The organism is Streptomyces nanshensis, from assembly GCF_001751255.1.
Classification (GTDB): Bacteria; Actinomycetota; Actinomycetes; order Streptomycetales; family Streptomycetaceae; genus Streptomyces; species Streptomyces nanshensis_A.
Genome location: NZ_LJGW01000202.1, coordinates 1,097 through 13,429 on the forward strand (window position 1 = coordinate 1,097; position 12,333 = coordinate 13,429).

The 12,333-nt window shown below is 66.8% G+C and carries 7 protein-coding genes, 1 rRNA gene and 3 other annotated features; of the genes, 7 read left to right on the forward strand and 1 reads right to left on the reverse strand.

All coding sequences use genetic code 11. The features are described from left to right. From AN218_RS38160 to AN218_RS11985, 5 genes are all read left to right on the forward strand, one after another. A partial coding sequence (locus AN218_RS38160; protein ID WP_275936969.1) for an SIS domain-containing protein occupies positions 1–515 on the forward strand: 515 nt, incomplete at its 5' end. Between the two features lie 108 nt (positions 516–623). After that, positions 624–1,856 (forward strand): mannose-6-phosphate isomerase, class I, encoded by a 1,233-nt coding sequence (gene manA, locus AN218_RS11970; RefSeq protein ID WP_070016835.1) that lies wholly within the window; start codon positions 624–626, stop codon positions 1,854–1,856. A gap of 223 nt (positions 1,857–2,079) precedes the next feature. Next, the gene (locus AN218_RS11975) at positions 2,080–3,012 is read left to right on the forward strand and encodes a cation diffusion facilitator family transporter (protein WP_070016836.1); all 933 of its coding nucleotides are present in this window, start codon (positions 2,080–2,082) and stop codon (positions 3,010–3,012) included. Positions 3,013–3,498: 486 nt separating this feature from the next. Next, entirely contained in the window at positions 3,499–4,956 is a 1,458-nt protein-coding gene (gene ahcY, locus AN218_RS11980; protein WP_070016837.1) for an adenosylhomocysteinase, read from the forward strand. A gap of 129 nt (positions 4,957–5,085) precedes the next feature. Then, complete coding sequence (locus tag AN218_RS11985; RefSeq protein ID WP_070016838.1) at positions 5,086–5,700, forward strand: hypothetical protein; 615 nt, start codon at positions 5,086–5,088, stop codon at positions 5,698–5,700. 32 nt (positions 5,701–5,732) lie between these two features. On the opposite strand, the gene AN218_RS11990 is transcribed toward AN218_RS11985, so the two are convergent. After that, positions 5,733–6,656, reverse strand: a complete 924-nt coding sequence (locus AN218_RS11990) for an RDD family protein (protein WP_070016841.1) — start codon at positions 6,654–6,656, stop codon at positions 5,733–5,735. A 94-nt stretch (positions 6,657–6,750) separates the two neighbouring features. On the opposite strand from AN218_RS11990, the gene AN218_RS11995 reads away from it, so the two are divergent. Both AN218_RS11995 and AN218_RS12000 read left to right on the forward strand, forming a co-directional pair. Beyond that, positions 6,751–7,758 (forward strand): stage II sporulation protein M, encoded by a 1,008-nt coding sequence (locus tag AN218_RS11995; RefSeq protein ID WP_070016839.1) that lies wholly within the window; start codon positions 6,751–6,753, stop codon positions 7,756–7,758. 919 nt (positions 7,759–8,677) lie between these two features. Then, positions 8,678–10,208: ribosomal RNA gene (locus tag AN218_RS12000) — 16S ribosomal RNA — on the forward strand. 412 nt (positions 10,209–10,620) lie between these two features. Continuing rightward, positions 10,621–11,218, forward strand: a sequence feature (23S ribosomal RNA rRNA prediction is too short). 7 nt (positions 11,219–11,225) lie between these two features. Next, positions 11,226–11,984: a sequence feature (23S ribosomal RNA rRNA prediction is too short), on the forward strand. Between the two features lie 13 nt (positions 11,985–11,997). After that, positions 11,998–12,280, forward strand: a sequence feature (23S ribosomal RNA rRNA prediction is too short). Positions 12,281–12,333 lie beyond the last annotated feature (53 nt).

The window sequence follows — 12,333 nt, forward strand, 5'->3', positions numbered from 1 at the left end:
GGCTCGACCAGGTCGCGGAACGCTGCGGTCCGGCCGTCGCCGCGTACAGCAATCCGGCCAAATCGCTCGCCACCGAACTCGCCGACTCCTTCCCGCTGTTGTGGAGCGAGGGCACCGTCGCGGGCGCCGTCGCCCGGCACTGCGCGAGCACGCTCGCGGCGCTGCCCGGACTGCCCGCCCTCGCCGCACCGCTGCCCGAGGCGATGGCGGCGCACGGCGCGCTGCTGACCGGGGCACTGGCCGCCGGCTCCGACCCGGACGACTTCTTCCGCGACCGCGTCGAGGAACCGGAATCCCTGCACACGCGGATTCTGCTGCTCCGCGAGGGCCCGCCCGCACGCGAGTCCGCCGTCGTCGCGGCGCGCGATCTGGCGTACGGGCGCGACGTCCCCGTCAGCGAACTCGAACCCTCCGAGGGCAGCGCCCCGCTCGAAGCCGCCGCCGAACTGATCGCCACCGTGGATTTCGCCGCCGTCTACCTCGCACTGGCCGACGGCCGCGCATCATCGACGTGATCCCCGCCGCGCGGCCCGTCCCGGCAGCCTCGCCGTGGCCGCAGTCGCCTCTGTCCTGTCCGTCCTGTCCGTCCCGCCGCAGCCCGTAAGGAAGCGAAGCACCTCCGCATGGACCGCCTCAGCAACACCGTCAGGCCCTACGCATGGGGCTCCACCACCGCCATCCCGGAGTTCCTCGGAACGCCGCCCACCGGTGAGCCCCAGGCCGAACTGTGGATGGGCGCCCACCCCGGCGCCCCGTCCACGCTCGTCCGCGATGGCGGCGAACGCGCACTGACGGACGTCATCGCGGCCGATCCGGAAGGGGAGTTGGGCCCCGAGACGGTACGTGCCTTCGGGCCGCGGCTGCCGTTCCTGCTCAAGCTGCTTGCGGCCGCCTCGCCGCTCTCGCTCCAGGTGCACCCCGACCTCGCCCAGGCGCGGGAGGGCTTCGCCGACGAGGAGGCGCGCGGCGTCCCCGTGAACGCCCCCGAGCGCAACTACAAGGACGCCAACCACAAGCCCGAACTGATCTGCGCCCTCACGGACTTCGACGGCCTGTGCGGCTTCCGCCGCGCACGCGAGGCCGCGGAACTCCTCGCCGCCCTCGACGTGGACGCCCTCAAGCCGTACGTCGACATCCTCCGCGCGAGCCCCGAGAGCGACGCGCTGCGCGAGGTGCTCACCGCGGTGCTCACGGCCGACCCGGACGAGATCGCGGACACGGTCACACGGGCGGCGAGCGCGGCGGCACGGCTCGCGGGCGGCGCGGACGGCGCCGGCAACCACGCCTACGCCGTGTGCACTTCGCTCGCCGAGCACTACCCGGGCGACCCCGGTGTCATCGCCGCCATGCTCCTGAACCACGTACGTCTGCGGCCGGGCGAGGCGCTCTACCTCGGCGCCGGCGTTCCGCACGCCTATCTCAGCGGCCTGGGCGTGGAGATCATGGCCAACTCCGACAACGTGCTGCGCTGCGGCCTGACTCCGAAGCACGTGGACGTGCCGGAGCTGCTGCGCATCGTCCGCTTCGAGCCCGGCGAACCGGCCGTGCTGCGGCCGCTGCCCGGCCCCGGTGCGGAGGAGCGCTACGAGGTGCCGATCGACGAATTCCGCCTCTCCCGCTTCGTGTTCGACCCCGCCGACCCCACCGACTCCGCGGGCCCCTTCGCGCCCCGGCCGCTGGAGTCCCGTACGCCGCAGATCCTGCTGTGCACCGAGGGCCGCGTCGTCCTGCACGCCGCGGACGGGGCCGAGCCCGAACTGGCCCTGGAACGTGGCCAGTCCGCCTATGTACGAGCGGGCGAGAGGGTCACCGCGACGGGTGACGGTACGCTCTTCCGGGCCACCGTGGCCGTCTGATCTCTGCGCCTCCCGGGCCGTCCGGCGGTCACCGACGGACGGTCACGCAAGGGACGTCCCCGCAACGGACATCCCTGCAAGGGACGTTCACGCGACGGACGGGCAGGCGGCGAGGGGAGCGCGCGCCCGGGGGCACGGCACCACGGTGCACACACCCCGTGCGCGGCACCGGGACGGCACACCACCGAGACGCACACCACCGAGAGAGGGACACCCGAGTCGTATGAGTGCATCAGGCGGTTCGAAGGCGATCATCGCCGCGCTGGGCGCGAACTTGGCCATCGCCGCAGGCAAGTTCGTCGCATTCGTCTTCAGCGGCTCCTCCTCCATGCTCGCCGAGAGCGTGCACTCGGTCGCCGACTCGGGGAACCAGGCGCTCCTGCTGCTGGGCGGCAAACAGGCCAAGAAGGAGGCGAACGAGGAGCACCCCTTCGGCTACGGCCGCGAGCGCTACATCTACGGATTCCTCGTCTCCATCGTGCTGTTCACCATCGGCGGCGTCTTCGCCCTGTACGAGGGCTACGAGAAGATCAAGCACCCGCACGAACTGGACAGTTGGTACTGGCCGGTCGGCGTGCTCCTCTTCGCGATCTGCGCCGAGGGGCTCTCCTTCCGTACGGCCATCAAGGAGTCGGACGGGGTGCGCGGCTCGCTGAGCTGGAGCCAGTTCGTCCGCAGGGCCAAGGCTCCCGAACTGCCCATCGTCCTGCTGGAGGACCTCGGCGCGCTGGTCGGCCTGGTCCTGGCGCTGTTCGGCGTGGGCGCGGCGCTCGCGACCGGCAACGGCGTCTGGGACGGCATCGGCACGCTGTGCATCGGTGTCCTGCTGGTGGTGATCGCCATAGTCCTGGCGGCGGAGACCAAGTCGCTGCTGCTGGGAGAATCGGCCGATCCCGCCGAGCGGGAGAAGATCCGTACGGCACTCGTCGACGGCGAGACCGTGACGGGCATCATCCACATGCGCACCCTCCATCTCGGTCCCGACGAACTGCTGGTCGCGGCGAAGATCGCGGTACAGCACGACGACACCGCGGCGGAGGTCGCGCGGGCCATCGACGCGGCGGAGGGCAGGATCCGGGAGTCCGTCCCGAGCGCCCGCGTCATCTATCTGGAGCCGGACATTCTCCGGCCGTCCTCCACGTCCGCGGCGAGCTGACCCGGCGGGGGACCGCGGCGACGTACGGAGGGGAAGGCCGGTCTCCCGGTGCGGAAAGCACCGCTACGTCCGGCCTCGTCCTTCGCTCAACTCCCGGTCGACGCAGGGAAATGCATCGCTCGACGCTCTTTGTCAAATTATGTGGAGAGGTGTGGGAGGGCCCAGTGTTGGGCATCGGCACAACTGCGCGCACTGTGCGGCCGAAATCCGACCAGGTCCGCCCTTGCTCGCACGGTGAGCAATCCGTTCGACTGGACGAGCGGTGTATTTTCGTAGTGCACAGACGTCGCTGCTGATGGCAGATCGGCCGGCCCGCCCCGCGGGCCACCGAGGGAGAGAGGGCCTCCGACGGACTGGGCTGCGAGCAAGGGACCAGTGTGCCCGTGTGCGCTGTGTACGTACGCAGTGCAGGCACCGCACACGGAGCCCGAGCGCCGCAGCACGGACCTGTCAGCCATGACCTCGACATCGAGGAGAGCAGCTCGCATGACGACGACCTCCAACGGTCAGGACTTCAAGGTCGCGGACCTTTCCCTTGCAGCCTTCGGCCGCAAGGAGATCAGCCTGGCCGAGCACGAGATGCCCGGCCTGATGGCGATCCGCAAGGAGTACGCCGCCGAGAAACCCCTCTCCGGGGCCCGGGTCACCGGGTCCCTCCACATGACCGTGCAGACGGCCGTCCTGATCGAGACCCTGACCGCCCTCGGCGCAGAGGTCCGCTGGGCGTCCTGCAACATCTTCTCCACCCAGGACCACGCCGCCGCGGCCGCGGTGGTCGGCCCCGAGGGCACCCCGGAGAACCCGCAGGGCGTCCCGGTCTTCGCCTGGAAGGGCGAGACGCTGGAGGAGTACTGGTGGTGCACGGAGCAGGCCCTGACCTGGCCCGGCACCCCCACCGGCGGCCCGAACATGATCCTCGACGACGGCGGTGACGCCACGCTCCTCGTCCACAAGGGCGTCGAGTACGAGAAGGCCGGGGCCGCCCCGGCCGTCGACACCGCGGAGAACGACGAGCACCGCGTCATCCTGGAACTGCTCAACCGCACCCTGCGGGAGAGCCCCCAGAAGTGGACCAAGCTCGCCTCCGAGATCCGCGGCGTGACCGAGGAGACCACCACCGGCGTGCACCGTCTCTACGAGATGCACCAGGAGGGCTCGCTCCTCTTCCCGGCGATCAACGTCAACGACTCCGTCACGAAGTCGAAGTTCGACAACAAGTACGGCTGCCGCCACTCGCTGATCGACGGCATCAACCGCGCCACGGACGTCCTGATCGGCGGCAAGACCGCCGTGGTCTGCGGCTACGGCGACGTGGGCAAGGGCTGTGCGGACTCCCTCCGCGGCCAGGGCGCCCGCGTCCTGATCACCGAGATCGACCCGATCTGCGCCCTGCAGGCCGCGATGGACGGCTACCAGGTGGTGACCCTCGAGGACGTCGTGGAGACGGCGGACATCTTCGTCACCACCACGGGCAACAAGGACATCATCATGGCCTCGGACATGGCCCGGATGAAGCACCAGGCCATCGTGGGCAACATCGGCCACTTCGACAACGAGATCGACATGGCCGGCCTCGCCGAGATCAAGGGCGTCGTCCGCGACGAGCTCAAGCCCCAGGTGCACACCTGGACCTTCGCCGACGGCAAGAAGATCATCGTGCTGTCCGAGGGCCGCCTGCTGAACCTGGGCAACGCGACCGGGCACCCCTCGTTCGTGATGTCCAACAGCTTCGCGAACCAGACGATCGCCCAGATCGAGCTGTTCACGAAGACCGACGCGTACCCGACCGACGTCTACGTGCTGCCCAAGCACCTCGACGAGAAGGTCGCCCGCCTCCACCTGGACGCGCTCGGTGTGAGGCTCACCACCCTCCGCAAGGATCAGGCCGACTACATCGGCGTCCCTGTCGAGGGCCCGTACAAGCCGGACCACTACCGCTACTGACGGGCGTCCGCCCGCCGCACCGCCCTCTCAGGCGGAACGGCGCCGGACACCCCTGAGCAGCGCCGAGGCCCCCGCCCCCCTGGTGGGGGCCTTCGGCTTGCCCGGCGGGCCCGCCCGTAGAGTCCACCCATGCCACGAGGCCGGTATTCGCTCCACGATCCGCACGACCACACCCCCCTCGGCGACGAACACTTCCAGTGCGCCACCGGCCCCTCCGGCTGGCGCTACGTCTCACAGATCACCACCCCCTCCGGCGACCCCGCCGGCTCCGTCGATCTGGCCCTCGACGAACTCGGCCGGCCCGTCCGGCTCGAACTCCACGCCGGCGGCTGGCAGGTGCGCGGCGCCGCCCTGGACGGCGTCACCTGGGTCCGTACGGATCCGGCAGGCGAGCACGCCCAGGAGGGCAACGCCGCGGCACACTCCTTCACCGGCGCTTCCCCCGCTTTTCTCGTCGCGACCTCGCGGCTGCTGCGTCCGGCCTCCGGCGCGCCCGCCACCCGCGTCCGCCTCGTCGCGCTGACAGCCCCCGTGCTGGCTCCCCGTACGCTCGACCAGGCGTGGTCACTGCTCGGAACTGAAACACACGCCACTGACAACGCCCCCCTGGTCGTGGGGAATTACCAGGTCAGCGAGGTCGACACCGGCGAACAGCACCCCGTGCACATCGCGGGCGACGTCGTCCTCGCGGCTCCGGGCATCGAGCTGGAGGAGCTGGAGTCGCCCCCGTCCGGCTTCAGTTGAGGATCCCGGTCACCCCGGGCCCCACGCCCGCGTCAGGACGGCGGCACGAACCCCGTACGCGGAGGAGCCTCGCCCGCCGCCTCCCTCGCCGGCTCCTCGGCCCGCGCAGGGCCGACGGGCGGCCCGGACACGGGCGTCCACGGATGTCCGCCGTTCCCCGGCACCCCGGGAGGCTGCGACCCGGGAGCTCCCGGCGATGCGACCGGGCTCGCGCCGAACGTCCGCTGCGCCTCCCGCGCCTGCCGCTCCGCGACGACCCCCGCCAGATACGCCGCCGCCGGTACGCCGTGCGGCGCCGGAACCCCCGTACACGCGACGAGATCCGCCGCGAGCTGCTCGGCCAGCGACCGGCCGACCGCCTCGTCGAGCTGCCCGGCCCGCATCAGGTACTGCCGTACGGCCAGCCACAGACCGCCCGGCACCCGCGAGAGATCCAGCTCGCCGAAGCTCCCGGCCAGCCACGCGGGCGGCGGCGGAGCCGGCGCACCACCGGTCTCGGGCACCCGCTCCCGTACGACGAGGGTCCCGGCGAACACGTCGCCCAGCCGCCGCCCCCGCGCCGAGATCAGCGAGGCCGCGCACGCCACGACGCCGAAGAACGCCTGGATCTCGATGACCCCGATCGCCCCCCGGACCAGCGCGTGCCGGAAGCGGATCGGCCCGCCGTCCTCCCGCAGCACCCGCAGCCCGCACAGCAGCTTCCCCATGGACCGTCCACGGCTCAGCGTCTCCACCGCGACCGGGACACCCACGAGCACCAGCAGGAACAGCGCCACCTGTACCGCCGCCATCGCCGCTTCGTCCAGCGACGCCACCGCGCTCAACAGCCCCAGGGAGACGGCCAGATACACGGCCCACGCGAGCACCAGGTCGATGAAGACCGCCAGCGCACGGCTCGGCAGCCGCGCGGGCCGGAGACCGAGTACGACGGCATCTCCCGTGACGAGCTCGCTCACCGCGGCCTCCGCTTCCAGCTCCACCGTGCTCCACCGTCGTCCCGTCCTTCGCACAGTCTGCCGTTCCCGGTGAGCCGTCTGCCAAGCTCTCACCATGGATCTGGATGTCTTCTTCTCCGCACACCGGGCGGAGTGGGACCGGCTGGACGAACTGCTGCGCCGCCGCCGTCGCCTCACCGGCCACGAGGCGGACGAACTCGTCACCCTCTACCAGCGCACGTCCACCCACCTCTCCCAGGTCCAGTCGAACGCCCCCGACCCGGCGCTGGCGAGCAGCCTCACCTCGCTCGTCGCCCGGGCCCGCAGCGCGGTGACCGGCCCCCGCAAGGCGTCATGGCACGACGCCGCGCACTTCTTCGCCGCCGGGTTCCCGGCCGCCGTCTACCGCAGCCGCCACTGGTGGGTCCCGGTCGCGCTGCTGTCCGTCGTGGTCACCGCGCTCATCGGCTGGTGGATCGGAACCCATCCCGAGGTGCGCTCGGCGATCGCCGCCCCGTCCGAACTCCGCGAGATGACACGCCCCGGCGGCCAGTACGAGTCGTACTACTCCAGCCACCCCGCCACGTCCTTCGCGGCCCAGGTGTGGACGAACAACGCCCAAGCCGCCGCCGTCTGCCTGGCGTTCGGCGCCCTGCTCGGCATCCCGGTGCTGTGGGTGCTCTTCCAGAACGTGCTCAACCTCGGCATCGGAATCGGCCTCATGGACTCCGCGGGCCGCCTCGACACCTTCCTCGGCCTGATCCTCCCGCACGGCATCCTCGAACTCACCGCGGTCTTCGTGGCCGCGGGCACGGGACTGCGCCTCGGCTGGACGGTCGTCGACCCGGGCCCGCGAAGCCGGCGCGCGGCCCTCGCCGCCGAGGGACGTCCGGCGATCGGCATGGCCATCGGACTGGCAGCCGTACTCCTCGTCTCGGGCGTCATCGAGGGCTTCGTCACCCCGTCCGGACTCCCCACATGGGCCCGCATCACGATCGGTGTCGTGAGCGAACTCCTGTTCCTGGCCTACGTGTACGTCGTCGGAGGCCGCGCCGCACGCGCGGGCGAGACGGGCGATGTAGCGCCCTCCGACCGCCCGACGACGGTCCCGACAGCCGCCTGATGTGCAACGGCGCCTCATCACCTGTTACTGTTCAGTCCGCCGCGAAGTTGAACGACAACGCGGCGAAGGATCCGACGAATCACCGGAGTTCGACGAACACGGCCACAGTCGGTATCCACCCCGCTTCCCAACACACTCCGGAATTACGGATGTTGCAGGGAAGCACCCCCGAAACACTTCGGAATCACCTCTGATAGTGTCGGGGTCACCGAGAGGGAAGCGCCCGGAGCGACCGGTTGGGTTGTGATGGAAGCGTCCGTTCTTTGAGAACTCAACAGCGTGCCAAAAGTCAACGCCAGATATGTTGATGCCCCGTGGCCCTTTACCGGTTTCTGCCGGTGGGGGTGGGGTTTATTTCTTTGATTCACAGCGAGGATGCTGGAACTGTTGGGGGATGATTCCTTCCCCTGGGTTCCGCTCTCGGGGTGAATGTTTTCAAGCATTCACGGAGAGTTTGATCCTGGCTCAGGACGAACGCTGGCGGCGTGCTTAACACATGCAAGTCGAACGATGAAGCCTCTTCGGGGGTGGATTAGTGGCGAACGGGTGAGTAACACGTGGGCAATCTGCCCTGTACTTCGGGACAAGCCCTGGAAACGGGGTCTAATACCGGATGGGACTGCCGGCCGCATGGTCTGGTGGTGGAAAGCTTCGGCGGTACAGGATGAGCCCGCGGCCTATCAGCTTGTTGGTGGGGTGATGGCCTACCAAGGCGACGACGGGTAGCCGGCCTGAGAGGGCGACCGGCCACACTGGGACTGAGACACGGCCCAGACTCCTACGGGAGGCAGCAGTGGGGAATATTGCACAATGGGCGGAAGCCTGATGCAGCGACGCCGCGTGAGGGATGACGGCCTTCGGNGCTCTCGGGGTGAATGTTTCCCGAGCCTGTTTTTTGGCCGGTTTGGGTTTTGAGGCATTCACGGAGAGTTTGATCCTGGCTCAGGACGAACGCTGGCGGCGTGCTTAACACATGCAAGTCGAACGATGAAGCCTCTTCGGGGGTGGATTAGTGGCGAACGGGTGAGTAACACGTGGGCAATCTGCCCTGTACTTCGGGACAAGCCCTGGAAACGGGGTCTAATACCGGATGGGACTGCCGGCCGCATGGTCTGGTGGTGGAAAGCTTCGGCGGTACAGGATGAGCCCGCGGCCTATCAGCTTGTTGGTGGGGTGATGGCCTACCAAGGCGACGACGGGTAGCCGGCCTGAGAGGGCGACCGGCCACACTGGGACTGAGACACGGCCCAGACTCCTACGGGAGGCAGCAGTGGGGAATATTGCACAATGGGCGGAAGCCTGATGCAGCGACGCCGCGTGAGGGATGACGGCCTTCGGGTTGTAAACCTCTTTCAGCAGGGAAGAAGCCTTTAAAGTGACGGTACCTGCAGAAGAAGCACCGGCTAACTACGTGCCAGCAGCCGCGGTAATACGTAGGGTGCGAGCGTTGTCCGGAATTATTGGGCGTAAAGAGCTCGTAGGCGGCTTGTCGCGTCGGATGTGAAAGCCCGGGGCTTAACCCTGGGTCTGCATTCGATACGGGCAGGCTGGAGTTCGGTAGGGGAGATCGGAATTCCTGGTGTAGCGGTGAAATGCGCAGATATCAGGAGGAACACCGGTGGCGAAGGCGGATCTCTGGGCCGATACTGACGCTGAGGAGCGAAAGCATGGGGAGCGAACAGGATTAGATACCCTGGTAGTCCATGCCGTAAACGTTGGGCACTAGGTGTGGGCGACATTCCACGTTGTCCGTGCCGCAGCTAACGCATTAAGTGCCCCGCCTGGGGAGTACGGCCGCAAGGCTAAAACTCAAAGGAATTGACGGGGGCCCGCACAAGCGGCGGAGCATGTGGCTTAATTCGACGCAACGCGAAGAACCTTACCAAGGCTTGACATACACCAGATCGCCGCAGAGATGTGGTTTCCCTTGTGGCTGGTGTACAGGTGGTGCATGGCTGTCGTCAGCTCGTGTCGTGAGATGTTGGGTTAAGTCCCGCAACGAGCGCAACCCTTGTCTCGTGTTGCCAGCAGGCCCTTGTGGTGCTGGGGACTCACGGGAGACTGCCGGGGTCAACTCGGAGGAAGGTGGGGACGACGTCAAGTCATCATGCCCCTTATGTCTTGGGCTGCACACGTGCTACAATGGCCGGTACAATGAGTGGCGATGCCGTGAGGTGGAGCGAATCTCAAAAAGCCGGTCTCAGTTCGGATTGGGGTCTGCAACTCGACCCCATGAAGTCGGAGTCGCTAGTAATCGCAGATCAGCATTGCTGCGGTGAATACGTTCCCGGGCCTTGTACACACCGCCCGTCACGTCACGAAAGTCGGTAACACCCGAAGCCGGTGGCCCAACCCCTTGTGGGAGGGAGCCGTCGAAGGTGGGACTGGCGATTGGGACGAAGTCGTAACAAGGTAGCCGTACCGGAAGGTGCGGCTGGATCACCTCCTTTCTAAGGAGCACCTCGAACCCTCCTTGCCCGGAACGCTCCGGGTGACGGTGGGGTTTTGTAGGGGGCCAGTTCGCCGGCGCGTGTCCGGTGCTGGTTGCTCATGGGTGGAACGTTGACTAGTCAGCCGGGCCGTTGGTCTTGCTCTTTTCAGTACTGCCGCCGTGCGCGTCCTCCCTGTGGGGGGCGTGTGGGGTGTGTGTGGAAGTGAGGGGCTGGGCCGGTGGTGTGGTTGGGTGCGCTGTTGGGTGTCTGAGAGGGCGGCCGTGCCGTTGCCGTGTGGTGGCGGTGGTTGTTTTCTTGGTGCTGGTCCCAGTGTTCTCAGGGCTGCTGTGTGCGGTGTTGGGGTGGTGGGTGGCTGGTTGTTGTTTGAGAACTGGACAGTGGACGCGAGCATCTGTGGCCAAGTTTTTAAGGGCGCACGGTGGATGCCTTGGCACCAGGAACCGATGAAGGACGTGGGAGGCCGCGATAGGCCCCGGGGAGTTGTCAACCGAGCTGTGATCCGGGGGTGTCCGAATGGGGAAACCCGGCAGTCGTCATGGGCTGTCACCCGCATCTGAATGTATAGGGTGTGTGGAGGGAACGCGGGGAAGTGAAACATCTCAGTACCCGCAGGAAGAGAAAACAACTGTGATTCCGGGAGTAGTGGCGAGCGAAACCGGATGAGGCTAAACCGTATGTGTGTGAGACCCGGCAGGGGTTGCATGTACGGGGTTGTGGGACGGGACTTCGGTCGTCTGCCGGCGGCTGGGTGAGTTAGAAACCATTGCGATAGGCGAAGGGCATGCGAAAGGCCCGGCGTAGAGGGTAAGACCCCCGTAGCTGAAATTGTGGTGGCTCACTTGTTCTGTTTCCCGAGTAGCATGGGGCCCGTGAAATCCTGTGTGAATCTGGCGGGACCACCCGTCAAGCCTAAATATTCCCTGGTGACCGATAGCGGATAGTACCGTGAGGGAATGGTGAAAAGTACCGCGGGAGCGGAGTGAAAGAGTACCTGAAACCGTGTGCCTACAAGCCGTGGGAGCGTCGCGTGCCAAGCTTGCTTGGTGCGTCGTGACTGCGTGCCTTTTGAAGAATGAGCCTGCGAGTTTGCGGCATGTTGCGAGGTTAACCCGTGTGGGGGAGCCGTAGCGAAAGCGAGTCCGAAGAGGGCGTGGAGTAGCGTGTTCAAGACCCGAAGCGGAGTGATCTAGCCATGGGCAGGGTGAAGCGGAGGTAAGACTTCGTGGAGGCCCGAACCCACCAGGGTTGAAAACCTGGGGGATGACCTGTGGTTAGGGGTGAAAGGCCAATCAAACTCCGTGATAGCTGGTTCTCCCCGAAATGCATTTAGGTGCAGCGTCGTGTGTTTCTTGCCGGAGGTAGAGCACTGGATAGGCGATGGGCCCTACCGGGTTACTGACCTTAGCCAAACTCCGAATGCCGGTAAGTGAGAGCGCGGCAGTGAGACTGTGGGGGATAAGCTCCATGGTCGAGAGGGAAACAGCCCAGAGCATCGACTAAGGCCCCTAAGCGTGTGCTAAGTGGGAAAGGATGTGGAGTCGCAGAGACAACCAGGAGGTTGGCTTAGAAGCAGCCATCCTTGAAAGAGTGCGTAATAGCTCACTGGTCAAGTGATTCCGCGCCGACAATGTAGCGGGGCTCAAGCACACCGCCGACGTCGTGTCACTCCAATGTGAGGGCTAACGCCTATTGGGGTGGGTAGGGGAGCGTCGTGTGCCGGGTGAAGCAGCCGTGGAAGCGAGTTGTGGACGGTATGCGAGTGAGAATGCAGGCATGAGTAGCGATACATACGTGAGAAACGTGTGCGCCGATTGACTAAGGGTTCCTGGGTCAAGCTGATCTGCCCAGGGTAAGTCGGGTCCTAAGGCGAGGCCGACAGGCGTAGTCGATGGATAACCGGTTGATATTCCGGTACCCGTGGCAGTGCGCCAGCGCTGAATCAGGTGATGCTAAGCCCGTGAAGCCCCCGGTTGTTGTCTTCGGATGACTGCTGGTGTGGTGGAGCCGGCGGACCGAGCTTGTAGTAGGTGAGTGATGGGGTGACGCAGGAAGGTAGTCCAGCCCGGGCGGTGGTTGTCCCGGGGTAAGGGTGTAGCCCGAGGAGCAGGTAAATCCGCTTCTC